At 72.5% G+C, this 25,227-nt stretch carries 29 protein-coding genes; 10 read left to right on the top strand and 19 right to left on the bottom strand.

The window, feature by feature from the left end:
* Positions 1-167: 167 nt before the first annotated feature.
* Complete coding sequence (locus OG570_RS38640) at positions 168-1,262, top strand: S1 family peptidase (RefSeq protein ID WP_326953766.1); 1,095 nt, start codon at positions 168-170, stop codon at positions 1,260-1,262.
* On the opposite strand, the gene OG570_RS38645 is transcribed toward OG570_RS38640, so the two are convergent.
* The gene (locus OG570_RS38645) at positions 1,243-2,310 is read right to left on the bottom strand and encodes a Dyp-type peroxidase (protein ID WP_326953767.1); all 1,068 of its coding nucleotides are present in this window, start codon (positions 2,308-2,310) and stop codon (positions 1,243-1,245) included. The genes OG570_RS38640 and OG570_RS38645 overlap by 20 nt on opposite strands.
* 51 nt (positions 2,311-2,361) lie before the next feature.
* Here OG570_RS38645 and OG570_RS38650 point away from each other — a divergent pair, with 51 nt between their 5' ends.
* The gene (locus tag OG570_RS38650) at positions 2,362-3,135 is read left to right on the top strand and encodes an isocitrate lyase/PEP mutase family protein (protein ID WP_326949067.1); all 774 of its coding nucleotides are present in this window, start codon (positions 2,362-2,364) and stop codon (positions 3,133-3,135) included.
* Between the two features lie 69 nt (positions 3,136-3,204).
* Positions 3,205-3,648: an SRPBCC family protein gene (locus OG570_RS38655; RefSeq protein ID WP_326949066.1), complete on the top strand. Its 444-nt coding sequence runs from the start codon at positions 3,205-3,207 to the stop codon at positions 3,646-3,648.
* Between the two features lie 13 nt (positions 3,649-3,661).
* Here OG570_RS38655 and OG570_RS38660 read toward each other — a convergent pair whose 3' ends face one another.
* The 3 genes from OG570_RS38660 to OG570_RS38670 form a co-directional block, all read right to left on the bottom strand.
* Positions 3,662-4,831 (bottom strand): LLM class flavin-dependent oxidoreductase, encoded by a 1,170-nt coding sequence (locus OG570_RS38660; RefSeq protein ID WP_326949065.1) that lies wholly within the window; start codon positions 4,829-4,831, stop codon positions 3,662-3,664.
* 111 nt (positions 4,832-4,942) lie between these two features.
* Positions 4,943-6,520 (bottom strand): carboxylesterase/lipase family protein, encoded by a 1,578-nt coding sequence (locus OG570_RS38665; RefSeq protein ID WP_326953768.1) that lies wholly within the window; start codon positions 6,518-6,520, stop codon positions 4,943-4,945.
* On the bottom strand, positions 6,517-7,116 hold the full coding sequence (locus OG570_RS38670) for a TetR/AcrR family transcriptional regulator (protein ID WP_326953769.1): 600 nt from the start codon (positions 7,114-7,116) through the stop codon (positions 6,517-6,519). The genes OG570_RS38665 and OG570_RS38670 overlap by 4 nt, the downstream gene beginning before the upstream one ends.
* Before the next feature lie 288 nt (positions 7,117-7,404).
* On the opposite strand from OG570_RS38670, the gene OG570_RS38675 reads away from it, so the two are divergent.
* The gene (locus OG570_RS38675) at positions 7,405-7,710 is read left to right on the top strand and encodes a hypothetical protein (protein ID WP_326953770.1); all 306 of its coding nucleotides are present in this window, start codon (positions 7,405-7,407) and stop codon (positions 7,708-7,710) included.
* A gap of 693 nt (positions 7,711-8,403) precedes the next feature.
* Here the strand turns inward: OG570_RS38675 and OG570_RS38680 are convergent.
* The 4 genes from OG570_RS38680 to OG570_RS38695 form a co-directional block, all read right to left on the bottom strand.
* A complete protein-coding gene (locus OG570_RS38680; protein WP_326953771.1) occupies positions 8,404-8,928 on the bottom strand; it encodes a hypothetical protein in 525 nt (174 codons plus the stop codon).
* A 116-nt stretch (positions 8,929-9,044) separates the two neighbouring features.
* Positions 9,045-10,169, bottom strand: a complete 1,125-nt coding sequence (locus OG570_RS38685; protein WP_247051245.1) for a hypothetical protein — start codon at positions 10,167-10,169, stop codon at positions 9,045-9,047.
* A complete protein-coding gene (locus tag OG570_RS38690) occupies positions 10,166-10,501 on the bottom strand; it encodes a hypothetical protein (RefSeq protein WP_247051244.1) in 336 nt (111 codons plus the stop codon). The genes OG570_RS38685 and OG570_RS38690 overlap by 4 nt, the downstream gene beginning before the upstream one ends.
* Positions 10,502-10,524: 23 nt before the next feature.
* A complete protein-coding gene (locus OG570_RS38695) occupies positions 10,525-11,025 on the bottom strand; it encodes a YbaB/EbfC family nucleoid-associated protein (RefSeq protein ID WP_326953772.1) in 501 nt (166 codons plus the stop codon).
* Positions 11,026-11,203: 178 nt separating this feature from the next.
* Between OG570_RS38695 and OG570_RS38700 the strand changes: the two genes are divergently transcribed.
* From OG570_RS38700 to OG570_RS38710, 3 genes are all read left to right on the top strand, one after another.
* The gene (locus OG570_RS38700) at positions 11,204-11,380 is read left to right on the top strand and encodes a CsbD family protein (protein ID WP_326953773.1); all 177 of its coding nucleotides are present in this window, start codon (positions 11,204-11,206) and stop codon (positions 11,378-11,380) included.
* A 178-nt stretch (positions 11,381-11,558) separates the two neighbouring features.
* Positions 11,559-12,761, top strand: a complete 1,203-nt coding sequence (locus OG570_RS38705) for an LLM class flavin-dependent oxidoreductase (protein ID WP_326953774.1) — start codon at positions 11,559-11,561, stop codon at positions 12,759-12,761.
* Between the two features lie 11 nt (positions 12,762-12,772).
* Positions 12,773-14,113: an NtaA/DmoA family FMN-dependent monooxygenase gene (locus tag OG570_RS38710; protein ID WP_326949056.1), complete on the top strand. Its 1,341-nt coding sequence runs from the start codon at positions 12,773-12,775 to the stop codon at positions 14,111-14,113.
* 54 nt (positions 14,114-14,167) lie between these two features.
* On the opposite strand, the gene OG570_RS38715 is transcribed toward OG570_RS38710, so the two are convergent.
* Entirely contained in the window at positions 14,168-14,959 is a 792-nt protein-coding gene (locus OG570_RS38715) for a S1 family peptidase (RefSeq protein ID WP_326953775.1), read from the bottom strand.
* A 133-nt stretch (positions 14,960-15,092) separates the two neighbouring features.
* Positions 15,093-16,067, bottom strand: coding sequence for a ketopantoate reductase family protein (locus OG570_RS38720; RefSeq protein ID WP_326953776.1), 975 nt, complete (start codon positions 16,065-16,067; stop codon positions 15,093-15,095).
* 70 nt (positions 16,068-16,137) lie between these two features.
* On the opposite strand from OG570_RS38720, the gene OG570_RS38725 reads away from it, so the two are divergent.
* Positions 16,138-16,716: a TetR/AcrR family transcriptional regulator gene (locus OG570_RS38725; protein WP_326953777.1), complete on the top strand. Its 579-nt coding sequence runs from the start codon at positions 16,138-16,140 to the stop codon at positions 16,714-16,716.
* 88 nt (positions 16,717-16,804) lie between these two features.
* Complete coding sequence (locus tag OG570_RS38730) at positions 16,805-18,421, top strand: CocE/NonD family hydrolase (protein ID WP_326953778.1); 1,617 nt, start codon at positions 16,805-16,807, stop codon at positions 18,419-18,421.
* 5 nt (positions 18,422-18,426) lie between these two features.
* On the opposite strand, the gene OG570_RS38735 is transcribed toward OG570_RS38730, so the two are convergent.
* Positions 18,427-19,158, bottom strand: coding sequence for a TetR/AcrR family transcriptional regulator (locus OG570_RS38735; protein WP_326953779.1), 732 nt, complete (start codon positions 19,156-19,158; stop codon positions 18,427-18,429).
* A gap of 179 nt (positions 19,159-19,337) precedes the next feature.
* Between OG570_RS38735 and eno the strand changes: the two genes are divergently transcribed.
* A complete protein-coding gene (gene eno / locus OG570_RS38740) occupies positions 19,338-20,621 on the top strand; it encodes a phosphopyruvate hydratase (protein WP_326949050.1) in 1,284 nt (427 codons plus the stop codon).
* On the opposite strand, the gene OG570_RS38745 is transcribed toward eno, so the two are convergent.
* The 8 genes from OG570_RS38745 to OG570_RS38780 all read right to left on the bottom strand — a co-directional run bounded on the left by OG570_RS38745 (position 20,605) and on the right by OG570_RS38780 (position 25,193).
* Positions 20,605-21,096, bottom strand: a complete 492-nt coding sequence (locus tag OG570_RS38745; RefSeq protein WP_326953780.1) for a molybdopterin-binding protein — start codon at positions 21,094-21,096, stop codon at positions 20,605-20,607. The two genes, eno and OG570_RS38745, sit on opposite strands and share 17 nt — an antisense overlap.
* 83 nt (positions 21,097-21,179) lie before the next feature.
* Positions 21,180-21,752, bottom strand: coding sequence for an alkaline shock response membrane anchor protein AmaP (gene amaP / locus OG570_RS38750; protein WP_326953781.1), 573 nt, complete (start codon positions 21,750-21,752; stop codon positions 21,180-21,182).
* Positions 21,749-22,276 (bottom strand): DUF6286 domain-containing protein, encoded by a 528-nt coding sequence (locus tag OG570_RS38755; protein ID WP_326953782.1) that lies wholly within the window; start codon positions 22,274-22,276, stop codon positions 21,749-21,751. Before OG570_RS38755 ends, amaP begins: the two co-directional genes overlap by 4 nt.
* A complete protein-coding gene (locus OG570_RS38760; RefSeq protein WP_247051230.1) occupies positions 22,273-22,653 on the bottom strand; it encodes an Asp23/Gls24 family envelope stress response protein in 381 nt (126 codons plus the stop codon). The genes OG570_RS38755 and OG570_RS38760 overlap by 4 nt, the downstream gene beginning before the upstream one ends.
* A gap of 2 nt (positions 22,654-22,655) precedes the next feature.
* Positions 22,656-22,832: a hypothetical protein gene (locus OG570_RS38765; protein WP_247051229.1), complete on the bottom strand. Its 177-nt coding sequence runs from the start codon at positions 22,830-22,832 to the stop codon at positions 22,656-22,658.
* Complete coding sequence (locus OG570_RS38770) at positions 22,829-23,194, bottom strand: hypothetical protein (RefSeq protein WP_326953783.1); 366 nt, start codon at positions 23,192-23,194, stop codon at positions 22,829-22,831. The genes OG570_RS38765 and OG570_RS38770 overlap by 4 nt, the downstream gene beginning before the upstream one ends.
* A complete protein-coding gene (locus OG570_RS38775) occupies positions 23,191-23,664 on the bottom strand; it encodes an Asp23/Gls24 family envelope stress response protein (RefSeq protein WP_247051227.1) in 474 nt (157 codons plus the stop codon). Before OG570_RS38775 ends, OG570_RS38770 begins: the two co-directional genes overlap by 4 nt.
* A gap of 146 nt (positions 23,665-23,810) precedes the next feature.
* Entirely contained in the window at positions 23,811-25,193 is a 1,383-nt protein-coding gene (locus tag OG570_RS38780) for an MFS transporter (protein WP_326953784.1), read from the bottom strand.
* Between the last annotated feature and the right edge of the window lie 34 nt (positions 25,194-25,227).

Genomic DNA, 25,227 nt, shown 5'->3' on the forward strand with positions numbered 1-25,227 from the left:
CGGTGATCACTCACAGGAGTGACGATCGACAAGCCCGCAACCTGGCCCGTTGCGCCGGAAAGGGGAATTGCGAGACCTACTCAAATGGCAGCTATCCGGCTTTCCCGGTACTGCGTAACGTCGATTGACGGGTGCGGTTCTCGCACTCACGACTCCTGGAGGTTCTCGTGATTCGACGACCCCTGCGCACCGTGGCCGCCCTCGTCTGCGCCGCGGCCGCGGCCACCGCTTTCGCCACCCCGGCCTCGGCGGCCGCCGCGCCGTTGACGGAAGCCGCCGGCCCGGCCGCGCTGGCCGCCGCGCAGCACACGCTCGGCGGTTCCCTCGGCAGCGCCTTCGGGCTGTCCTGGCTGGACACCACCGGCGGCCTGGTCGTCGGCACGACCGACGCGGCCCGCGCGGCGCAGATCCGCGCCGCCGGGGCGACGCCGAAAGTGGTGCGGCACAGCGCGTCCGAGCTGAAGGGCGTCCAGTCGACGCTGGATCGCAGAGCCACCGGCGTACCCGCCTCGGTCGCCGGCTGGTACGTCGACGCGCCCGCCAACGAGGTCGTCGTGAGCGTGGTGGGCGGCGACCCGGCCGGTGTCGCGTGGGCCACCGCGGGCGGCGCGCCGGTGCGGGTGGAGCGCGTCGACCGGGCGCCGCGGCCGCTGTGGGACGCCATCGGCGGGCAGGGCCTCTACTTCAACGGCGGCGCCTGTTCGATCGGGTTCAACGCCTACAACGACAACGACGTCCACTTCGTCATCACCGCCGGGCACTGCACGGAACTCGGCGGCGCGGTGAGCGGCGTCGGCGGCCCCATCGGCAAGGTCGCGAAATCGTCGTTCCCCGACAACGACTACGGCACCGTCAAGGTGACCAGTGACGCCGTTTCGACGCCGCCGCGGGTGGACCGCCACGAGGACGGCACCGACGTGCGGATCGACGGCACGGACGTCGTGCCGGTCGGCGGCCGGATCTGCCGGTCCGGCATCACCACCCACTGGCAGTGCGGCCGCGTCATCGCGCTCGACCAGGCCGTGAACTACGGCGACGGCAACCTCGTGTACGGGCTCACGCACACCGACGCCTGCGCCGAACCCGGCGACTCGGGCGGCTCGTTCGTCAGCCGTCCCGCCGCGGGGTCCGGCACCAAGCTGGTGCAGGCCCAGGGCATGACGTCCGGCGGGTCCGGTGACTGCGAGACCGGCGGCGACACGTTCTTCCAGCCCGTGCGGGAGGTGCTGGACCGCTACGGCCTCACTCTCGAAACCAACTGACACCCGCTGACGGCTCGGCGGTCTCCCGGAGGCCGCCGATGCCGAGCGAGTCGTCGGGTGCCGGGGCTGTTCCGGGTTCCGCTTCCGGTTCTTCCGCTTCGGTTTCCGGCTCGGGCGGGTCCTCCAGGAAGTCCGCCGTCGGCACGTACAGCAACGCGCCGGTGTGCGGGGTCGAGAAGTCGAGGATGCGATCGTGGTTCCCGGGCGGCGACCCGACGAACATGTTCTCCAGCATCCGCTCGATCACCACGGGCGACTTCGCGTAGCCGATGAAGTAGGTGCCGAACTCGCCGTACGCCGGGCGGCCGAACGGCATGTTGTCGCGCAGGATGTCCAGCTCGTTGCCGTCGTCGTCGGTGATCACGTTGAGCGCGATGTGGGAGTCGCTCGGCTTCTCCGCGTCCGAAAGCTCCACATCGGACAGTTTGCGCCGACCGATCACCCGCTCCTGCTCTTCGGTGGACAGCGCGTTCCACGCCGTCATGTCGTGCAGGTATTTCTGGACGACGACGTAGCTGCCGCCGTTGAACCCGCCGTCGTCGTCGACGTACACGGCCGCGCGGGCGGCGCGGCCGGTCGGGTTCTCGGTGCCGTCGACGAAGCCGAGCACGTCACGCGCGTCGAAGTAGCGGAAGCCCTGCACCTCGTCGACGACGGTGACCGCGCCGGCGAGCCGCGCCATGATCAGCGTCTCCAGCTCGAAGCACAGGTCCATCCGGTCCGCGCGGAAGTGGAACAGGAGGTCGGCGTCACTCGTCACGCTTTCGTGGCGCTCGCCCTTGAACACGGGCAGCTCGTGCAGCTCGGCCGGGCGCGGGCCGCCGTAGACCCGGTCCCAGGCGGCGGAGCCGATCCCGGCCAGGCAGGAGAGGCCGCCGGTCAGCGACCGGAACCCGACGGACCGCCGCAACCCTGGCAGGTCGGCCAGCAGGTCCTTGACGACGTCCTCGCCGCCGAAGTCGATCCGCAGCAGCAGGAAGATGGCGGCGCGGGTGAGGGGTCCGGCGATCTCCTCGGCGTCACCCGGCGAGGCCTCTTTCGAAAGCATCCGCGACGATAGCATTCGCCGCCGTCGCTCCCTCCTCCTACATTGGGGGACATGACTTCCACCGCCGACAAGGCCAAGCGCTTGCAGGAGCTGCACGCGGCTCCGGAACTGCTGCTCGTCGTCAACGTCTGGGACGCGATCACGGCGAAGGTCGTCGCCGAGACGCCGGGCACGCAGGCCCTCGCCACCCCGAGCCACGGCATCGCCGCCTCCCGCGGCTACCCGGACGGCGAAAAGATCCCACGCGACGAGATGATCGCCGAAGTCGCCCTGATCGTGCGCACGGCGGGTGACCTGCCCGTCTCCGCCGACCTCGAAGCCGGCTACGGCGACCCGGGCGGCACCATCGCCCGGGCCATCGAGGCCGGCGCCGTCGGGGCGAACCTCGAAGACCAGATGAAGCCGCTCGCCGAGTCCGTCAAGGCGGTCGAGGCGGCCGTCGCCGCGGCGCAGTCGGCCGGTGTCGACTTCGTGCTCAACGCCCGCACCGACGCGTTCCTCAAGATCGGCGATCAGGAGGAGGCGCTGACCGAGGCGATCACCCGCGGCCGCGCCTACCTCGACGCGGGCGCGTCGAACTTCTTCGCCCCCGGCAAGCTCGACGAGACCCAGGTCGGCCGCCTGGTCGAGGCGCTCGGTGAGCGCAAGGTCAACCTGATCGGCATCCCGGGCTCGATCCCCCTGGCCGTCGCGCAGAAGCTCGGCGTCTCCCGGGTCTCGTACGGGCCGTGGAGCCAGAACGTCGCACTGACGGCCCTGGCCAAGCTGGCCGAAGACGTCTACGGCGGCGGTGGCCTGCCCGCCGACACGCGCAAGCTGAACTGACGGCGGATCCCTCGTTGTTTACAGTCACTGAAGTGATACGGTGACTGTAAACAACGAGAGGACGCCGCCGTGAGCGAGTTCGAGATCGTCACCGAGTACCCGCACCCCCGCGACCGCGTGTGGCGGGCGCTGACCGACCCGGCCCTGGTCCCCCGGTGGACGTCCACCGGCCAGGGCGGCCGCCCCGAGGGGTTCGTCCCCGAGGTCGGCACGCGGTTCCGGTTCGTCGGCAAGCCCATGCCCGGCTGGGACGGCGTCGTCCGCTGCGAGGTCCTCGCCGCCGACGCGCCGGCCTTGCTGCGCTTCACCTGGCGCAACAAGGAAACCGACGAGCCGAGCTTCGTCACCTACCGCCTCGAGGACACCGCCGCGGGCACCCGCTTCACCTACTCGCACACCGGTTTCCGCGGCGTCGGCGGGCTCGTCATGTCCCGCCTGCTGCAGCGGGTCCGCCGCCGGATGCTGGCCGAGGGCCTGCCGCCGGTGCTCGACGACCTCGGCGCCGCCGCCTGAAGCTCAGGGCGGCTCAGGCGAGGTCCGGGATCAGCTCGCCGATCAGGCGGATGCTCTTGAGCACCTTGTCGTGCGGGATGCCGCCGATCTGCTGCAGGCACATCAGCCGGTCGATGCCGAGATCGGCGTAGGCCTGCAGCTTCTTGCGGCAGGTGTCCGGGCTGCCGACGATCAGCGAGTCCTGCGCGCTCAGCACCTCGAAGATCTCGTCGTCCGGCACCGATTCCCCTTGCAGGATCCGGGCGATCAGCAGGTTCGCGTCCGTCGGGCCGTTCTGCGCCTCGCCGCGCAGGAACTCACCCGTCAGGCCACCGCCGTCCGGCGCCGCCACCAGCTCCTGCTGGCGGGCGTTGAGGCGGACGAACTCGTTCGCCGCCTCGAAGAACGTCAACGCCGTCACGGTGTACCAGGCCGCGGCCGCGGCGGCGCCGTTGCGCATCGCCTCCTCGTCGGTGTCCGCGCAGTGCACGAACGTGAAGAAGCCGACCTGGTTGTTGACGAACGCGCCGACCGGGTCGGTGCACTGCGCGGCCGCCGCCCGGTACAGGCCGATCAGCCGGCCGGCGCGCTCCAGCGACTCCCACATCGTCGTGCCCAGCACGCCGACGCCGCGGCGCCCGGCCTCCTCGAAGGAGGACGCGCTCGCCGCCGCCTGCCACAGCGGCGGATGGGGCCGCTGCAAGGGTTTCGGCCCGATCGCGACGTCGTCGACGCGGTAGGCGTCGCTCTCGTGGGAGAACCGTTCGGAGGTCCACATCCGCGGCACCATCTCGAAGGCTTCCTGCGTCTGGGCGCGAGCGTCGTCCGGCTCGATGCCGAACAGGCGCCACTCCGGGATCGTCGAGCGGGTCAGGCCGAGCTCGACCCGGCCGCCGCTGAGGTGGTCGAGCGTCGCGGCGCGCTCGGCGACGCGGATCGGGTGGTTGAACCGGCCCGGCGCGAGCACCGCGGAGTGCCCGAGCCGGATCCGGCTGGTGCGCTGGGAAAGCGCCGCCAGCATCAGCTCCGGCGCCGACGACAGGCTGAACTCCCCCGCGCCGTGGTGCTCGACCTGCCACCAGCACCCGTAGCCCAGTTCGTCCGCGAGAACGGCCTGTTCGATCGCCTGGCCGAACCTGAGCTGCTCGTGGCCTTCGGGCCACGGCCGGGGGTTCTGGATCTCGTTGAACAGGTCGATCTGCATCCACGGCCTCCGGCTGCTCGGGTCTGCTCCTCGATGGCACTGAGAAGTCAGTCCCCGAGAGCGACGGCTCCGTTACTCATGTCGCACGTTCGGCGCAGTACTTCCGGCGGGCTACGGGTTCCGCGGCCAGAAGCCGCAGTGGTGGTCGGATCCGCTGTCGACGACGTTCTCACCGGCGGCCGTCAGGCTCAGCACGCTCGTCGAGGTGGCGGTCCCCGGGACGATGTCCGCCGCCCCGGGCGCGGCCGGGGTCCCGGTGCGGGCGAAGCCGCTCCAGTAGCCGACCATCCGCTCCCCGAGCCGGGCCTGGGCGGGATCGGTGAGCAGGTTCTTGCCGCCGAGGTCGAACAGGTACGGCGTGTCGGTGGCGTGCGCCGCGCCCTGGGCCATGCCGGGCACGTTGACCTGGTTGACGTTCGGTGCGTGCGACTCGGCGAACTCGTACGGGAACACCTTTGTCGTGCGCGCCAAGGCCTGGTTGCCGGCCAGTGTGGGACAGCTCCACGCCGCGTCGGTGATCACCGTCGAGAACGCCTCGACCGGCGTCGGGAACCGCTGCAGCGGGTACTCGCGCAGGACGTCCGCGGCGCGGACGCCGAACGCCGCCCGCACGAGCTGCGGGTAGGTCGCCTCGGTGATCGAGGACGGGTCGGCCATCGCCGCGCCGCCCATGAACGAGCGGGCTTCGTCGTGGTTGCCGCCCGAGAGGACCGGGATGCGGGCGATCCGGCCGGCGCGGACCGCGTCCGGCGGGTTCTCCGGCAGCAGGTCGGTGCCGTAGGCGAGGTGGTCGGAGAACGCCGTGCTCACCGGCAGCAGCTTGTCGGCGGGCAGGCGGCGAAGGCACTGCAGCGCACCGGCACCTGTGCAGCCCAGCTGGTTCGCGGTCACGACGCCGTCGGCCTGGTCGGTGGCCAGCGAGGTGTAGGGCGTCTGCGCCGGGACGCCGGGGAACAGGCCGCCGGCGGGCCAGTTCAGGAAGCAGGAGCCGGACGAGATCGCGACGCGCTGGACGAGCCCGGCGGCCTGCGGCGAGGTGAGCAGCGCGCACGCCGACATCCCGCCCGCGGACTCGCCGAAGACGGTCAGGTTGCCCGGGTCGCCGCCGAAGGCCGCGGCGTTGTCCTTCGCCCAGTGGGTGGCGGCGAGCTGGTCGGCGAAGCCGAAGTTCCCCGAGCCGGCCAGGCCGGGCAGCCCGAGGTAGCCGAAGACGCCGAGGCGGTAGTTGACCGTGACCACGACGACGTGCCCGCGCGAGGCCAGCCGCTGGGCGTCGTAGTCGGCGCCGGAGCCGCTGGTGTAACCCCCGCCGTGCCACCACACCATGACCGGCAGCCGCTCGCCGGGCGCTTGGTCGCGCGGGGTCGTCACGTTGAGGAACAGGCAGTCTTCGGACGTCCCGGCGGCCTGCGTCCCCTGGGAGCAGCGGGCGCCGGGGCGGGTCGCGTCGACGACGCCGGCCGGGGCCGGCGCGGGCTGCGGCGCGGTCCAGCGGCGCTCCCCCGTCGGCGCGAGCGCGTAGCGGACGCCGAGGAACTCCCGCGCCGACGCGGTGGCCAGGCCGTGCACCTGACCGCTGGTGGTGCCGACGGTCAGCTGCGGCCCTTCGGGTGGCGGGCTCGAGCACGCGGCCGCGGTCAGGGCCAGCGCCACGGTCAGCGCGTCGGCGATCCGGGCTCGGACGGTCATGGGGTTTCCTTTCGGGTCGCCAGGTCGAACGTGCGGACCAGTTCGTCGCGCACCCGCGCCGCCGTGGCGGGCGTGCGGTCGGCGGTGACGCGGACCAGGGCGGCGTCGAGGGCGGCGCGGATCGTGCCGGCCATGATCGCGACGTCGAAGGCCCGGAACTCGCCGGCCTCGACCCCGGCGCGCAGCAGCGCGCCGACGTCGTCCAGCTCGGTCTGGTGGTGCCGCGTGCCGTCCCGCTCCTGCGCGGTGAAGACGGCGCTGAGCGCGGCCAGGTGCCGGGGATAAGCGGCGTAGAACTCGACGCTGCCGCCGATGAAGGCGAGCAGGCTCGCCCGCGGCGACCCGGCCCGGACGACCCGCGGCCCCAGCTCCGCTCCGGCGAGCGCGTACACCGTCCGGACGACCTCGGCGACCAGGTCGGCGCGGTCCCGGAAGTGGTAGGTGAGCACGCCGCGGCTGACCCCGGCCGCCCGCGCGATCCGCACGGTGGACGCGGCGGCGTACCCGTCGCGGGCGAGCACGTCGACGGCCGCGTCCACCAGCTGCGCCCGGCGCGCGGCGTGGACGGCCGTCTCGCTGCTCCGTTCGGGGGCCACCCTTGGTGATAGCCCGTGGCGGCCGCGGTTAAACAGTCCTGTTCAGAGTGACGACGTTTCGGCGCGGAATCCGTAGACCATCACCCGATCCGGTGAACTATTCCGACACGCACCTCACCTGATTGCGCATTCAGCCCGATCATGTACGGCCTACCGGGCGATGGGGGACAGTCTTTCGGGTACACCACGTCCTGGACTGATCATCCGAACGCCCTCGTCTGCGACACTTTGGAGCTAATGGCGGGAACGCAGCGTAGCGACCCGCCGGAGCGCAGGGGTGGAGGACGGATGACCACGCACCACCGACAGGCGGGCTTGCGTGCATGGACGCACCGCCCGCGCCACGCCCGCCGCTCGACCACCGGGCTGTCCCCGATCCTGGTCCTGGCGGCGACGATCCTGCTCCTCGCCGACACGGCTCTCGGCGTCACGGTGGTGATCCTGGTGTTCGCCACGCTGACCGTGCTGTGGACGGTCCGCCGGCCGCTGCGCAGGGCCGCGCGAGACCTGGACACGATCCTGGCGGAGGAGCTGGGCCCCCGCCACCGCCGCGACGGCCTCCACTTCGCCGACCCGGCCCCCGCACAGAGCTAAGCCACCCGAAACTCGCGCCGGCCGCTCGTCGGCCACTCCGGGCAGGGTGTTGGCCGCTGCGGGCAGTGTTGGCCGGTCGAGGCAGAGTGTTGGCCACTCCGGACGCCATGCTGGCCACTCCTGGCACCGTGTTGACTGCTTCGAGCGCTGAGTCGGCCACTCCAGCCGCGCGTTGGCCGATCCGGCCGCCGAGTTGACCGCTGCGGGCGACGTGTTCGGCCCGTCCGGGCACCGTCTCGGCTGCTCCAGGCAGGGTGTTGGCCGCCGCGGGCAGTGTGTCGGCCGCTTCGGCAGCCGTGTTGGCAGATCCGGCCAGTGTGCTGGCCACTCCGGGCACAGTGTCGGCCGCTCTCGGCAGCGTGTTGGCGGCCGCCGGCCGCCGCGTTTGGCAATCCCGGGCACTGTGCAGCACCGTTGGGCCCGGGATTCGGCCCTCTCGCCGCCGCACGTGGCTGCTCCGGGCGGTGTTTTGGCCGCCACGGCCGCGGTGTTGGCGCACCACCGGCCATGTTGGCCACTCCGAGCGCCGTGCCCCCACTCCAGCAGCCGCGTTGGCTGTGCCCAGGCCCGCGCGTTGGCCGTCGCGGGCGCAGTAACTGGCGCCCCGGGTAGCGTTGTCAGCCACTCCGGCCTCCGTGTTGGCCGCTCCAACCGCCGCACTGACTGGCCGCCGAGGCACGCGCTCCGGCTGTCCTACTCCTGGCGGCCGTTCCAGTGCACCACGTCCGGCCACTCCAGGAACTTCCGCAGGTGCTGCTCCTCCGAACGCCCGTGCAGCGGGAAGCGGAACACCGAACCATCCGGCCAGGTCAGCTCCTGCTTGCGGAAGCCGACCGCCGGAGCCTCGGGTTTCCGGGCCTCCCAGACGATCCGCGGCGCCGGTGCGTCGGCCGGGTCGACGTACGTCGAGCCCGTGTCCACCACGGCTACCGCCGTCGGGGAGAACGCCAGCCATGGGCCGCTCGCCGAGCCCAGGCGGTCGGTCAGGTCCAGCGCCTGGGCGTCCGCCGGGCCCGACACGCGGATCTCCCGCTGGAACGGACGGCCCCCGCCGCCGCCGTTGGCCAGGACGAAGACGGACACGACCGCGCCGCCGATGCCGCGGGCGATGTTCCAGAAGAACCTGCGGATCAGCCGCTTTCCCGCCACCGTCCCGTCGTGGCGGCGGCCGGGGACGTCGAAACCCAGGTCCGTGTCCCCCAGGCGCAGCACGATCACCGGCTCGTGCCACTGGTCCCGGAGGACACCCTCGACGCGTTCCCGGAAGCCCGGACGGACCTGGGCGTCGGCCGACCAGCGTTCCGCGCGGTCCTGGAGTTCGGCCGCCCGGGTTTCTAGATGTCCAGGTCCTTCCGGGTGTCCTCCGGACTCCGGTCCCCGCCGATCTCGCTCTTGTCGAACCACGGTTCGTCCCCCTCGGGCGTGACAGCTTCCTTGCCTTCGGCGAAGGCGCCCTTCGCCGCGCCGATGCCCGCCTTGACGCCCGCGCCGGCTAGTAGCGGTCCGGCGCCCGCCGAGGTGCCGAACATCGTCGTGAGCACCCGGTTGCTCGGCTGGAAGCCCTGGGCGACCGCGCCGAAGCCGAACTTGGTCTGGCCGGGCATCACGCCGACCCGCAGCTTGGTGGTGAACTCGACCAGCTTCGTCGAGTACTTCGCCATGAACTCGATGAAGGTGTCGAGCAGCTTGCCGAACTTGCCCAGGTACCCGGTCACCTTCTTCAGCACGCTGGCGGCCTTGGCGATCGACGCGGTCATCGCGGCGGCCACCGAGCTGCCGAAGCTGATCACCGACGCCGCCAGCGCGGGCAGCCAGAGCGTGATCAGCCAGGACACCAGCTCGGTGATGATCCCCTTGATCACCTCTTCGATGACGACCATGACCATCGACCACATCTGCAGCACCTCGGCCACCGAACCGGCGGCCGAGCCGACGCCGCGGATGCCCGAGGAGAAGTCGCCGAGCGCTTCCTTCGCCGCGTTGCCGGCGTCGTCCACCCACTCGGCCAGCGCGGTGTCGCCGGTCTTCTCGAAGTCCTCGGCGAGTGCGACGAAGCCCTGGGCGATCGTCACGAAGTTCTCCGACGCGTGCCCGATGGCCGGGCCGTCGCCGGTGACCTGGTGCAGCGCGTCCTGCAGCGGCTGGACCAGCTCGAGCAGCATGTTCAGGCCGTGGCTGACGAGCCAGCCGATCGGGTCCATGGCGAAGGTGACCATGTCGCCGGCGGCCGCGCCGACGAACTTCGCGCCGTCACCGACCAGCGCGCCGCCCGCGGAGGCCAGCTCGCCGAAGTTGCCCGCCTGGGCCGCCTGCTGGGCGTGCTCCCCGATGGACTTGCCCGCCTTGTAGGCCGTGCCCGCCACCGGCACGTAACCCGCCGCGCGGTCGAGGTTCGCGCCCGTGCTCTCGTCGTAGGGCTGGACGTCCAGCGCGTCGGCGATGCTCTTGTGCTCGCTCACTTGCCCTCCCCGACCGCGTCGATCTGCGCCTCGTACCGGCCGAACGTGATCACGCCGGCGTCCTCCATGCCCTGGTACATCTCCGCGGCCTTGGTCAGCTTCGTGGTGAAGCCGTCGACGCCGTCCTTCAGGTCGGTCAGCAGCGACCGCAGTTCGCCGAGCCGGTCGGTGTAGCCCTGCTTCGCGAACAGGCCGATGAGCCCCCACGCCTCGTCCGTGACGTCGGCGGCGTCGATCTTGGCGCCGAACTTGTCGGCTTCCTGCTCGTAGAACGGCAGCTGCCGGGCGTACGCGGAGATCGCGCCGATGTTGGTCTGGATTCCTTCTGGCATCGCGGGAGCTCTCTCGGTCGGGGTCAGTCGCGGCGGAGGATCGTGTTCTCTTCGAAGTAGTCGTCGTCCCGCGGGGCGGGCCGGCGTCGCGGTGCGGCTTGGGGCTGCTGCGGCCCCTGGGGCTCCGACGCAGGGGGTTCCGCCGTGGTTCCGAAGGCTTCGGCCTGGGCCTCGCGCACCTGCTCCTGCGTGGTGACGCCGAGCGTGTCGCCGAAGGCGTCGTCCACGATCCCGGCCTGCTGCTGGACGGCCCCGGCCACGGCCTGGCGCAGGGTGGTCATGATGATCGCCGCCAGCCGGCCCGCTTCGAGGTGCGTGGCCCCCGTGGCGAGCCGCAGGTCGGTGACGGTCCCGCCGGCCCCGGCCACGACCGTGACGTTGCCGTCCGGCGAGGTCACGGTGGTCGCCACCTGGGCGATCCGCTCCTGCATGTCGCCGACCCCGGCGAACCGGGTCTCGGCCTGGCGAACCTTCGCCTGGAAGTTCTGGAACTGGGCGATCAGCTCGTCCATGTGCGCGGACATCGTGGCTCCCTTGCGCGGTCTGGTGACATCCGCCCGCATGATGTCAGATCCGCGGGGGGTTTCGGTCCGTTTTCGGAGTTTCGCCCCGGGGTGGGCGACGGCCGTGCCCCCGCACCCGGCCCGATGTGTATCCGCCGCGGCACCGGGTAGCCGTACCGCACCCCAGGAAAGGTGGACGATGAACGACAAGGCGGAACACAAGGCCGAAGAGCTCAAGGGCCAGGCCAAGGAAAAGGTCGGCGACGCCACCGGGAACGAGCAGTGGCAGGCCGAAGGCAAGGCCGAGCAGGGCAAGGGTGCCCTCAAGCAGGCCGCCGACAAGGTCAAGGACGCCGTGAAGGGTCACAAGGACTGATCTCACCGGGCCCCGGCCCGGGACGGCCGCCGCACTCCGGAGTGCGGCGGCCGTTTCACGTCCCGGTTATTCCCGGGCCGCCGGGAAACTTCCTGCTTTCCCACCCCCTGGCCACTCCGGCCCGGCCACCGGGAACCGGCGCACACTGAGGTCACGGGACGAGGGAAGGAAAGCCGGGATGGCAGCAGGGAACGGACCACGGATCGCCGTCGCGCTGGACGGTGCCGGGTGGCACCCCGCCGCGTGGCGGGAGCCGGGGGCGCGGCCGGGTGAGCTGCTCACCGCGGGGTACTGGGCCGACGTGGTCCGCGAGGCCGAGGCGGCCAAGCTGGACTTCGTCACCCTCGAGGACTCGCTGGCCCTGCAGACCGAGCAGTACCTCGACCGGCCGGGCGAACGCACCGACCTCGTCCAGGGCCGCCTCGACGCGGTGCTGATCGCCGCGCGCGTCGCGCCACTGACCTCGCACATCGGGCTCGTGCCGACCGCGATCGTCACCCACACCGAGCCGTTCCACCTGTCGAAGGCGATCGCGACGCTCGACTACGTCAGCGCCGGCCGGGCCGGCGTCCGCGTCCAGGTCGCCGGGCGGCCCGCGGACAACCGGCACTTCGGCCGACGGGAGTTCGGCGAGTTCCGGCTCGAGGACTCCACCACCCCGGACGTCGTGAGCCCGCTGTCGGAGCTGTTCGACGAGGCCGCGGACTACGTCGAGGTGCTGCGCCGGCTGTGGGACAGCTGGGAGGACGACGCCGAGATCCGCGACGTCGCGACCGGCCGGTTCGTCGACCGGGAGAAGCTGCACTACATCGACTTCGAAGGCCGCTGGTTCAAGGTCAAGGGCCCGTCGATCACCCCGCGCCCGCCGCAGGGCCAGCCACCGGTCACCGCGCTGGCGCACGCCGCGGTCCCCTACCGGCTCGCCGCCCGCTCGGCCGACGTCGTCTACGTGACGCCGTTCGACCGCGCGCAGGCCGGCGAGATCGTCACCGCGGTGCGCGACGAGCAGGACCGGGCCGGCCGCACGGCCGAGACGCTGCACGTGTTCGGCGACGTCGTCGTGTTCCTCGACGAGACCGAGCGGGCCGCGGCCGACCGCTTGGCCCGGCTCGACGACCTCTCCGGCGCGAAGTACACCTCGGACGCCCACGTCTTCACCGGCACGCCCGCCGCGCTCGCCGACCTGCTGCTCGACTGGCAGGCGGCCGGGCTCTCCGGTTTCCGGCTGCGGCCGGGCGCGGTGCCGCACGACCTGACCGCGATCACCCGGGGCCTGGTCCCCGAGCTGCGTGCCCGCGGCGCCTTCCGCACCGAGTACGAGGCGGACACCCTGCGCGGCCTGCTCGGCCTCGCCAAGCCCGCCAACCGCTACGCCGCCTGAGGAGGCCCGCGATGACCCAGCCCCGCAAGCAGATCCACCTCGCGGCGCACTTCCCCGGCGTGAACAACACGACCGTGTGGAGCGACCCCGAGGCCGGCAGCCACATCGAGTTCAGCTCGTTCGTCAGGCTCGCGCAGACGGCCGAACGCGCCAAGTTCGACTTCTTCTTCCTCGCCGAGGGCCTGCGCCTGCGCGAGCAGAACGGCGAGATCTACGACCTCGACGTCGTCGGCCGCCCCGACACCTTCACCGTGCTCTCGGCGCTGGCCGCGGTCACCGAACGGCTCGGCCTGGCCGGCACCATCAACTCGACGTTCAACGAGCCGTTCGAGGTGGCCCGCCAGTTCGCCTCGCTCGACCACCTCTCCGCCGGGCGCGCGGCCTGGAACGTCGTCACGTCGTGGGACGCCTTCACCGGCGAGAACTTCCGGCGTGCCGGGTACCTCCCGCAGGACCAGCGCTACGACCGCGCCGAGACGTTCCTGCGCACCGCCTGGGAGCTGTTCGACTCCTGGCGCGGCGACGAGATCGCCGCCGACGCCGGCAGCGGCGTCTTCCTCCGGGATCCCGCCGCGGGCGCCTTTGCCCACCACGACAAGCACTTCGACATCGAAGGCCGGTTCCCGGTACCGCGCAGCCCGCAGGGCCGCCCGGTGATCATCCAGGCCGGCGACTCCGACGAGGGCCGCGAGTTCGCCGCGGCCACCGCGGACGCGATCTTCAGCCGCTACGGCACCCTGGAGGCCGGGCAGGCGTTCTACACCGACGTCAAGGGCCGGCTGGCGAAGTACGGCCGGACGTCCGAGCAGCTGGTGATCCTGCCCGCGGCGACGTTCGTCCTCGGCGACACCGACGCCGACGCCCACGAACGCGCCCACGTCGTCCGGCTGCAGCAGGTCAGCGGGCAGACCGCGATCAAGTTCCTCGAGCAGCTGTGGAACGCCGACCTGTCCGGCTACGACCCGGACGGCCCGCTGCCCGACATCGACCCGGTGCTCGGGGAGCACACGATCGCGCGCGGCCGGGCCAGCGTCCGGATGTACCGCGACCCGCAGGCCACCGCGAAGGAGTGGCGGCAGCTCGCCGAGGCGAAGAACCTGTCCATCCGCGAGCTGATCATCGAGGTCACCGGCCGGCAGACGTTCATCGGCTCCCCCGCGACCGTCGCCGCCACGATCGACGACCTGGTCCAGGCGGACGCCAGCGACGGCTTCATCCTCGTCCCGCACGTCACGCCGGGCGGGCTCGACGAGTTCGCGGACAAGGTCGTGCCGCTGCTGCAGGAACGCGGCTCGTTCCGGACCGAGTACACCGGCACGACCCTGCGCGAGCACCTCGGCCTGGACGCCTGAACACGACGACGGCCCGGGTTTCGCTCCCGGGCCGTCGTCGTCGTTGCCGCCGGATCAGCCGATGTGCGTGCTGATGTCCGCGTAGTCGTTGCCCACCTTGGTGTACACGCCCGGGAAGTCCTTGCGCGCGCAGCCCTGGCCCCACGACACGATGCCGGCGAGCTTGCCCTCGACGTAGGCCGGGCCGCCGGAGTCGCCCTGGCAGGAGTCCTTGCCGCCCTCGGGCACGCCGGCGCAGAACATCGACGCCTTGTCGTAGCTGTTGCCGCCCGTGCTGTAGGCCGTGGCGCAGGAATCGTTGTCCACCACCGGAACCGAGACCTTCAGCAGGGTGTCGGAGACGTCGCCGCCCTCGGACGTCGCGCCCCAGCCGACCACGGTGACGTCGGCGCCCGCCTGGTACGCGGCGTCGTCGGCCGACTGCACCAGCGTCGCCGGCTTGTAGGACAGCTCCTTGTCCAGCGTCAGCACGGAGTTGTCGTGCTGCATGCCGGTCATGTCGAAGCCCGGGTTCTGCCAGACGTCGCTCACGCCGGCCTTCTCGCCGGAGGTGTCACTGAACTTGGTCTGGCCACCGATGATCTCCATCTGCGACGCCTCGACGCCGTCGGTGCAGTGCGCGGCGGTCAGCACCTTGTCCGGCGCGACCAGGGTGCCCGCGCAGTGCTGCGCACCGTTGACGTTGAAGATGACGGTGGCCGGGAACTCGTCGATGGTGGTCGCCGTCCCGCCCACGATCCGCGGGCCGGCACCGGCGGCGCCCGGTGCGGTCACGACGGCGAGCGCCCCGGTCGCGATGAGCGCCACTGCGGCCCGCCGGACCACCGAACGTCCGTCTACCTGCATGAACATCTCCCTTCAGGGGACCTGGAAGGTGGTGATCACGAGCAGACCAGACGGGCTCGGGTCTCGGTTAGCTACGAAAGTAGCATTCTGAAAGTTTGCGAAGATGGTTGGTTTTTGTCCGACACTTCTCCGCTCACACCGCTGATGGACGAGCCTCCCCTTCGCGCGCGAAGGTCGGTTCCGCCGCTTCCAGGCGGGGTACCGCGACGCCCAGCCGCCGCGCTTCCGCCAGGGTGTCGCGGCAGATCTCGCGCGGTTCCTCGGTCCCGGGGTCGGACTGCGCCTCGAAGTTCACGCGCAGCGGCGCGAAGTGCGCGGTCAGCCAGGCGAGCAGGGGGGCCGTCAGCCAGGCGGGCGCCCGTAACCCCACCACCCCGCCCCGGTGGCGTCGCAGGTCGACGCCGCGTGCTTCGAGGAGCGGCAGCAGTTCGCGGCCGGTCAGCAGCGCTTCGCGAAAGGCGCGCGTCGACCCGGCCAGCTCGGCCAGCGAACCCAGTTTCAGGCCTTGCGTGTGCACGCCCGCGTTGAACGCGAAGTGGACCCACAGCCAGCCGCGGAAGTCGGGCTTCTCCCGCGGCCGGAACCCGGCCTCGCGAAACACCCGGCGCACGGCCTGCTCCCGGTCGGTCGGCGGCCGGTCGAGGGTGCCGAAGACGGCCTGCGGCAGCAGCGCCCCGCGGAGCACGCCGTCCGCGCCGAAACCGCCGCCGGCTTGGGGAAAGCCCCACGCGACGCGGTCGAGGGGCAGCGCGCCGATCGCGGCCGTCGGCTCGGCCCAGAGGTTGCCGAAGACCAGCACGGTGGCCGCGCCGACGCGCGGGGCCAGGAACGCCGCGGCCTCCGCGAGGCGGTGGTGCTGCACGCTCAGCACGATCAGGTCGAAGTCGTGGTCCGGCGCCAGCTCTTCGCGGTAGCGCACCGGCCACTTCTCGACGACCCGCTGCCCCCACGGCCGCCGCCGCGTGTCGAGCAGGTCGAGGTCCACCGCTCCCCCGTAGGCCGCCGCGCGGCCCGGCCGGACGTAGAACTCGACCTCGTGCCCGGCCCGTTCGAGGGCCCAGCCGTACACCGTGGCGATCACGCCGCGGCCGAACATCAGGATCCGCAAGGCACACCTCATGGGATAGGATGGAAATGGAGGTCATCTCCACTTCTCAAGCTAGGGAGGCCGGGTCCGGTTGTCAACGCGAGGTTCCGACAAGCCGTTGCGCGCCGACGCCCGGCGCAACCGCGACGCCCTGGTGGCCAAGGCCCGGGAGGTCTTCGACGCCGGGGGCTTCTTCGACCTGCGCTTCGACGACTTCGCGCGCCTGGCCGGCGTGGGCACCGGCACGCTGTACCGCCACTTCCCCACCCGGGAGGCGCTGGCCGAGGCGGTCTACCACGAGGAGGTCGCCGCGTTGTGCGACCGCGCCCGCCGGTTGCGGGCCACCCTGCCCGCGCAGGAGGCGTTGGCGGCCTTCCTGCGCGGCATGGTCGACCACATGGACGCCCACCAGGGCCTCGCCCGGACCCTGGCCACGCTCATGACCACCGGCTCGAGTGCGCTCGCCGACGGCAGCCTGGCGCTGGAGCAGGCCGTCACCGAACTGGTGGCCGCCGCGGTGGAAGGCGGCTCCGTCCGCGACGACGTGGGCGCCGGCACCGTCATGATGGCCCTGCACGGCATCGGCGCGGCCCACGACCGCCCCGACTGGCGGGCCGAGGCCGACGGCGTCATCACCCTGGTGCTGGACGGGCTGACCAGGCCGAAGTAGCCCGTACCGGACTGCTCGTCCTGGAAGTCGGCCCTTGCCGGAATAGCTGTTCCGGTACGCTGACGGAGCCGAGCACGAGGAGCCGCACATGCCAGCACCGTCGACCACCGGCCTCATCGCCCGCGCGGCCGGGGCCGTCCACACCCGGGCGTTCTCGCTGCCGCCGGCGCGCACGGCGTACACGATCACACGCGGGCTGCGGGTGCCTGCCCGTCACGGCGCCGACCTGGTGACCGACCACTACGAGCCGCGGGCCGGGGCGCGCGGCACCGTGCTGATCCGGTCGCCGTACGGCCGCGGGCTGCCGGTCAGCCTGCTGCACGGCCGGATGCTCGCCGCGCGCGGTTTCCACGTCCTCGTGCAGAGCGTCCGCGGCACCGGCGGCTCGTCGGGCGTGCTCCGGCCGATGACGCAGGAGGCCGCCGACGGCCAGGACACCGTCGCCTGGCTGCGCGAGCAGCCGTGGTTCGACGGCCGGCTGGCCACCCTGGGCGGTTCCTACCTCGGCTGGAGCCAGTGGTCCCTGCTGCGCGACCCGCCGCCCGAGCTGAAGGCCGCCGTGGTGGTCGTCGGCCCGCACGACATGGCCCGCGCGATGTACGGCACCGGCGCGTTCGCCCTGGCCGACTTCCTCGGCTGGAGCGCCACCGTGCTCGCCCAGAGCGACGGCGGGCTGCGCCAGGCGATGGCGTCCGGCCGCCGGGCGCGCAAAGCCACGCACGAGACGCCCCTCGGCGCGGCCGCGGAGACCGCGCTCGACGGCGCCGCGCCGTGGTTCGCCGGGTGGCTGTCCCACGCGGATCGGGCCGATCCGTTCTGGAACGCCTACGACGCAAGCGAAAGCCTCGCCGAGGTCGAGGCCCCGGTCCTGCTCGTCGGCGGCTGGCACGACGTCTTCCTCGACCAGACCCTCGAGCAGTACCGGGCGTTGTCCACAAGGGACGTCGACGTCGCGCTCACGATCGGGCCGTGGAAGCACCTGGACACCCTCGCCGCCGCCGCGCGCGTGATCGACCGGGAGACCCTGGCCTGGTTCGAGCAGCACCTCGACGGCGGTCCCGCACGCTCACAGCCGGTCCGCGTGCACGTCACCGGCGCGGGCGAGTGGCGGACGCTGCCGTCGTGGCCGCCCGCGACCACCGACCGCGTGCTGCACCCGCGGGCCGACGGGCGGCTCGGCGACACCGCCGATGTCGATGGCGCGTCCACCGGGTTCCGGTACGACCCGGCCGATCCGACGCCCGCCGTGGGCGGCCGGCACATGTCGGCCGGCGCCGGGGCGCGGGACAACCGCGCGCTCGAGGCCCGGCCGGACGTGCTGACGTTCACCTCCGAACCACTCGGCTCGGCGCTGGAGGTCATCGGGGCGCCGCGGGTGGAACTGGCGCTGGAAACCGACAACCCGCACGCGGACGTGTTCGTCCGGCTCTGCGACGTCGACCCGCGCGGCCGCTCGCGCAACGTCACCGAGGTCTTCCGGCGGCTCGATCCCGGCCGCGCCACGACGGTGTCGCTCGAACTGGGCGCCTGCGCGCACCGGTTCGCCGCCGGGCACCGGCTGCGGCTGCAGGTCAGCGGCGGCGCCCATCCCCGCTACGCGCGCAACCCCGGCACCGGGGAACCGATCGCGACGGCGACGGCGTTCACGGCCACGCGCTACACCGTCCACTGTGCCCGGTCGACGCTCACCATGCCGATCGCGTAAGGGAACTACGTCGCCTCGGGTGGCGCGATCCGCCGGCGCCGCTGCCGTTCCAGTGCCGCGATCTGCCGGTTGGTCAGCCCCGGCTCCGGCAACGGCGTCGGCGCCTCGCGGGCGGGCTGCAGGCTGTCCAGCACGAGCCCGATCACCCGCCGGTACAGCCGCGGGTGGCGCGGGCCGCCGAAGTCGACCGACGTCTGCACGGCCATCGACAGCAGCAGCAGGTCACCCGCGACGAGGTCGTCCCGCACGAGCCCGGCCTCGCGGGCGCGCCGGACGAGCCGCTCGAGGTGCGCCCCGGTCCGGTTGTGGCTGTCCTCGACGAGCTTCGCCAGCCGGTGCGGCGTGCGCGGGCGGGACCAGCCGAGCGTTTCGCTGTAGGACCCGTTCAGGAGCTCGCGGAAGCCGCGGTCGGGTGCCAGCGTCGTGACGCAGGTTTCGAGGAACCCGGCGATCCCGTGCCACGGGTCCGCGTCCGTGCTCGCGTCGAGCGCTTGCTGTTCCGCCGCCTCGAACCGGGGCTCGTAGACCTCGTGGATCAGGTCGTCCTTCGTCGCGAAGGTCCGGTAGACCGTCCCGACACCCACGCCGGCCGCCTTGGCGACGTCGGCGAGCGTGACGGTGAGGCCCCGTTCCGCGAACAGGCCGGCCGCGGTGGCCAGGATCCGCGCGAGGTTCTCCTGCGCGTCCCGCCGGCGCGGCCCGGTGCGGGTCGCCTCTGGTGTTCGAGGGGGCGCCATTTCCCGGATGCTACCGGCCTTCGCGGTGCCGCTCGTCCCGGCGGCTCGTGCTCACGAAAAGTTCAGGATCGATTCAGTAACTTCTGCTAGTCTCCCGATGTTTCGCGGCTCACCGTGGCGCCGCGCCTGCAGCCGTTGCGCCGTAACCGGTGCGCGGCGCGAACTCATCGAGGAGTCACATGACAGCCATCGTCCGGGTCCACGGCCGCCAGGTCCTCGACAGCCGGGGCAACCCGACCGTCGAGGTCGACGTCGAGCTGGCGGACGGTTCGCTCGGCCGGGCCGCCGTGCCGTCGGGCGCCTCCACCGGCACGAAGGAAGCGGTCGAACTGCGCGACGGGGACAAGTCGCGGTTCCACGGCAAGGGCGTGCGCAAGGCCGTCGACGCGGTCAACGGCGAGATCGCCGAGGCGGTCGTCGGGCTCGACGCCGAGGCGCAGACCGAGGTCGACCACGCGCTGATCGCCCTCGACGGCACCCCGAACAAGGCCCGCCTCGGCGCGAACGCCACGCTCGGCGTCTCGCTCGCGGTGGTCAAGGCCGCCGCGGCCGCCAGCGGGCTGCCGCTCTACCGCTACGTCGGCGGCGTGTTCGCGCACCTGCTGCCGATGCCGATGATGAACATCATCAACGGCGGCGCGCACGCGGACAACCCGATCGACTTCCAGGAGTTCATGATCGGCCCGATCGGCGCGGAGACCTTCGCCGACGCCGTCCGGATGGGCTCCGAGGTCTTCCACACGCTGCGCAAGTCGCTGCACGACGCCGGGCACGGCACCAACGTCGGCGACGAAGGCGGCTTCGCGCCGAACCTCAGCTCCGCCGACGAAGCGCTCGAGTTCGTCCTGCGCGCGATCGAGCAGTCCGGCTACAAGCCCGGCGAGGACATCGCGCTGCTGCTCGACCCGGCCGCGTCCGAGTTCTACACCGGCGAGGTCTACGACTACACCGGTGAGGGCCGCAAGCGCAGCGTCGAGGAGCACGTCGCCTACCTCGCCGAGCTGACCGCGAAGTACCCGATCATCTCCATCGAGGACGGCCTGGCGCAGGACGACTTCGAGGGCTGGAAGCAGCTGACCGACCGGATCGGCGACCGCGTGCAGCTCGTCGGCGACGACCTGTTCTGCACCAACGTGAACCTGCTCAAGGACGGCATCGAGCGCGGCATCGGCAACTCGATCCTGATCAAGGTCAACCAGATCGGCACGCTCACCGAGACGCTCGACGCCGTCGAGACCGCGCACAAGGCGGGCTACTCGGCCGTCATGTCGCACCGGTCCGGCGAAACCGAGGACACCACGATCGCCGACCTCGCCGTGGCCACCAACTGCGGCCAGATCAAGACCGGCTCGCTGTCGCGTTCCGACCGCACGGCCAAGTACAACCAGCTCATCCGCATCGAGGAGGAGCTCGGCGCCGAGGCGCGGTACGCCGGCGCGTCCACCATCAGCGGCCGCCGCTGACCCGATCCGGTCCGGAACCGCGCACGCCGTTCCGGACCGGGTCGCCGCCGACGCACATCAGCTGCAGCCGGGCCAGTCCGCGGACGTACCGGCTGGCCCGCTGGTCGCTCGGCATCACCAGCGTCGGGCGGGCGAGCAGCTCGCCGTTGTAGCGGGTCGCCAGCAACGCGGCGCAGGCACCGAACTCCGGGTCCAGCTCCGCCAGCGACAGCGCGACCTGGAACCCGTCCTCGGCCACCGCCAGCACGACGACCGTCAGGCTGGCCATCTTGTGCCGCGTGTCCACCGGCAGCGGGCCTTCGCGCAGGACGTCGTACAGGTGCACGCCGTGCACCTCGTGCCGCTCGTGCCGGCGGCGGGTCACGTACTCGACGTCGAGCCGGATCCGCGACCGCTCCCGCAGCTCGCCGATCCCGATCACCCGCGACGCGCACCCGGTCCCGGTGACCAGGAGCCCGACTGCTGACGGTTCCATCCCTCCACGCTAAGTCACCGTGGCCGCGGCGTACAGCCACGATACGGCCGCAGATACGGAACTTTACGACCCGGGAAGCCGCGTCAGCGGATGCGAGGGCCGGCCGAGGTGGTGAAGCGGAACTCGATCGCGACCGGGACCGCGTCGAGGTCGAGCGCCTGCCGGAGCCGCGGCAGGCCCTCGGTCTCCAGGCGTTCGCGGATCTCCGTGGGGTCGCCGTCCTGCTCCACCGAGACGACCAGCGCCAGCGTCGGGTCCTCCCGGGTCCCGGCCAGCGTGGCCCGGGCCTGGTGCACGCCGGGATACGTCCGGAGCTCCTCGGTGAACGGCGCCACCGCGGCGTCGGCGGCCAGTTCGGTCCGGCCGCGGTCCGGGTCGTCCTCGAAGCGCCACGTCTGCGTCCGCGGGCGGCGCGCCAGCTGGGCGAGCAGCCAGCGCAGCACCAGCAGCCCGAGCACCACGGCCACCGCGGCGGCGACGTAGAGCACCCACGTCGGCGGCGACGCCGTGCCCGGGACCAGCGGCGACCCCGGGTCGACGACGGTCAGCCGGCGGAAGTGCGTCGCGACCGCGAACCCGCCCGCGGCCAGCAGCACCAGCCCGACCAGGCCGAGCAGGACGCGGTTGAGCCGGGCGGGACGGTTCAGGTTCGTCATGACTTCCTCCGGGGAGCGCGGACCCGCACCGAGACGGCCGGCCGGGTGGCCGGGCCGACCTGGTCGAGCCGGTGACCGACCGCCTCGCGGACGGCGTCGGCGAGGCCGTCGGTCCGGGTCCGGGCCGTCTCGACCCGGACCTTCACCCGCCGGGTGCCGAGCTTGACCGCGGCGCCGGACACGCCGTCGACGCCCGCCGCGGCGGCGCGCAGCGTCGAGCGGTAGCCGCCGCGAGCGGCGCCGGCGTCGAACGATCCGCCCAGCGGCAGCACGGTCATGGTCCCCGGCAGGATCGCGCCGAGCACCAAGACGAGCCCGATCAGCGCGACGACGCTGCCGGCCACGGCCGGCAGCACGTCCGTCCACCGCAGGTCGTGCAGCCGGGACGCGACCGAGTCCGGGCTGACCCACGGACGTTCGCCGAGGATCAGCTGGACCGCCACGACGGCGACGAGCACGCACGCGGCCAGCACCACCACCGCGGTCAGGACAGCCGGGACGCTCCGGCGGGGACGGCGTTTCATTCGACCCTCCGTACTTGGCCCGCGGTGGTGTGCAGGGCGGTGACCACGAGGTCGACGCGCGTAACCGTGAGCCCGGTCAGCGCCTCCACCCGCTCCACGAGGTGTTCACGCGCCCGTTCGGTGGTGCGCGCGACCGAGGCGGGGTAGACGATCGAGATCCGGACGTCGAGCGTCACGGTCCCGTCGCCGACGTGGGCGCTCACCTTCGCGGAGTGGTCGAGGTCCTCGCCGCTCAGGCTGACGCCGAGGACCCGGCCGGCCGCGCCGCCGACGTCGTCGACCTCGAGCACGGCACAGGCGGCCAGCCGTTCGACCGCCTGCGCCGAGATGGTCAGCACGCCGCGCTCGGCGACCGGCGCGGTCAGGGTGGTGGTCACGCTCAGCCCCGATCGCGGCCGGAGAGCTGCGACAGGTCGAGCTTGCCGTCGAGGTAGCGCCCGACCAGGAAGCCGATCGCCCCCAGCACGGCGACCGCGGCGAACGCGCCGAAGCCGCCGAACGCGACGGCCAGCCCCAGGACGAGGCCGGTGAGCAGACCCAGCTGCGTGGACTTCACGAGACCCTCTCCTTCTCTTGTGCGGCAACCACTTGTCCGGGGATCTCCGGTACAGGGATGTCCGGTCCGGTGACCTCCGGTGCGGCGCCGGCCGGTTCGGCCAGGTCCGCGATCACGACGTGCACCGGCCGCCCCGCGACGGCGGCGGCGGTGCGCACGGCCGCGGCGACGTCCGCGGCCACCAGCGGGTAGCGCGTGGTGACCGCGATCGTGACGTCTTCGTCGCGGACGCGCACGCCCGCGATCCGCCGGGGCGGGTCGAGCGTGGCGATCTCGCCGAACCGGCCGCCGTGCAGCCCGGTCACGCCGGGCGCGATCCGCACCGCGGCCGCGATCCGGGCGGCGTCGGGTTCGGGATTCACTGCACCCGGCCGGTTTCGGTGGTCTCGCCCTCGTCCTCGGACGGCAGGTGCAGGTCGCCGACGTTGATGTTCACCTCGACCACCTCCAGGCCGGTCATCTGCTCGACGGCGGTGATCACGTTGCGGCGCACCGAACGCGACAGGTCCGCGATGGACACGCCGTATTCGACGACGATCTGCAGGTCGACGGCCGCCTGCTTCTCGCCGACCTCGACCGACACACCCTGCCCGGCCGAGGCGGTCGCGCCCGGGATCCGCTCGCGGATCGCGGAGAAGGCCCGCGCGGCGCCGCCGCCGAGGGCGTGCACGCCGGGGATCTCGCGCGTGGCCAGGCCGGCGATCTTCTGGACGACGACGTCGGCGATCGACGTTGCGCCCTCGGTCGTCACCAGCGCGCCGTCGCCGCCCTTCTTGGCCTGGTCGGACGGTGCCTGCTGGGCGGGCACCTTGGTGGCGGTGGCGTTCGTCATGACGTCTCCTTCGCACATCGGGAATGCGTTGTGTTCTCGCGGAAGCCCCTTGATTGTTCTTCCACACAGGACAGACAACGCGGTGGGAAGATCGTCACGACCCGATCGTGTGACACCCATCTCCCGTGTACGGCTGACCGCCGGCGCTACCCGGCGACCGGAACCCCGGCGCGTTTCGCCGCCGCGCCCAGGGCGGCGATGACCGCCGCGCCGGCCACCGACAGCGCGATTCCCACCAGTACGGCCACATTCCAGCCCGCGACCAGGTCCGTCGCCGGGGTCGCCGACGGGTGAACCGCCAGCACCGTCACCACGGTGACGCCCAGCGCCGCGCCGACGTACCGGCTGGTGTTGTTGATGCCGCTGCCCATCCCGGCCCGGTGCGGCGGCACGCTCGCCACCGCTTCCCGGCCCAGCGACGCGTTCACCACGCCGGTGCCGAGCCCCGCCAGCAGCAGCCCGCCGAGCAGCGGGCCCGCGCCGGAGCCTGGGGTGACGAATGCGAGCGGCACCAAGCCGGCGGCCACCACCAGCAGGCCGGCGCTCAGCCGCGCCCCGCCGGAGAACGCCGCGGGCAGGCGCCGGGTCAGCAGTGCCGAGACCACGCTGGTCGCCGACCAGGTCAGCACCACGAGCGACGCCGTCAGCGGGGTGAACGCCAGGCCGTTCTCCAGCATCGTGCACAGGAAGGCCATCAACGCCGTGACGCCGCCGCCCGCCACGAACGCGCCGGTCGTCGCCGAGAGCAGCGCCGGGCGCCGGAACAACGTGAGGTCGAGCATCCCGCCCTCGGCCCGGCGCTGGTGCGCGAAGAACACGGCGAGCAGGACGACCGCGGCGACGAGGAGCGTCACCTCCAGGGGGCTCGTCCAGCCCTGGCGGCCTTCGGTGAGCGCGGCGAGCAGGGCCGCGAGGCCGCCGCCGAGCAGCAGCGAGCCGGCGACGTCGACCTTGCGCGCCCGGCCCGAGACGGACTCGTCGAGCAGGACCCGGCCCAGCACGGCGACGCCGAGGGACAGCACGGTGGTGACGAGGTAGAGCACGCGCCAGCCGGCGGCGAGGTCGAGGACCGCGCCGGCCACCGGGCCGATCGCGATGCCGGCGCCGAGGCACGCGCCCCACACCCCGGTGGCGCGGGCGCGGCCGGCGGCGTCCGGGAAGGCGTGGCCGAGCACGGCGAGACCGCAGGCGATCAGCGCGGCCGCCCCGAGCCCTTCGACGACCCGGCCGACGATGAAGGTCAACGGGCCGGGCGCGACCGCGCACAGCAGCGACCCGGCGGCCAGCACCGCCCCGCCGGCCGCGAACACGCGCCGCCGGCCGAAGTCGTCGCCGATCGCGCCGGCCGAGAGGAGGGCGACCGCCAGGCCGAGGCTCATCGAGCTGAGGATCCACGACGTCGCGATCGCGCCGGCGCCGAGCCCGCGGGCCACCGACGGGACGATCGAGAGCGGCGCGGTGAACACGAACATGGCGAGCAGGGTGCCGCCGCCGGAGGCGACGAGCACAGCGGCCGGGCGGCGGTCCATGCGGGCTCCAGTTGATTCGGTGACCGAACTCTTC

The organism is Amycolatopsis sp. NBC_01286, from assembly GCF_035982555.1.
Lineage (GTDB): Bacteria > Actinomycetota > Actinomycetes > Mycobacteriales > Pseudonocardiaceae > Amycolatopsis.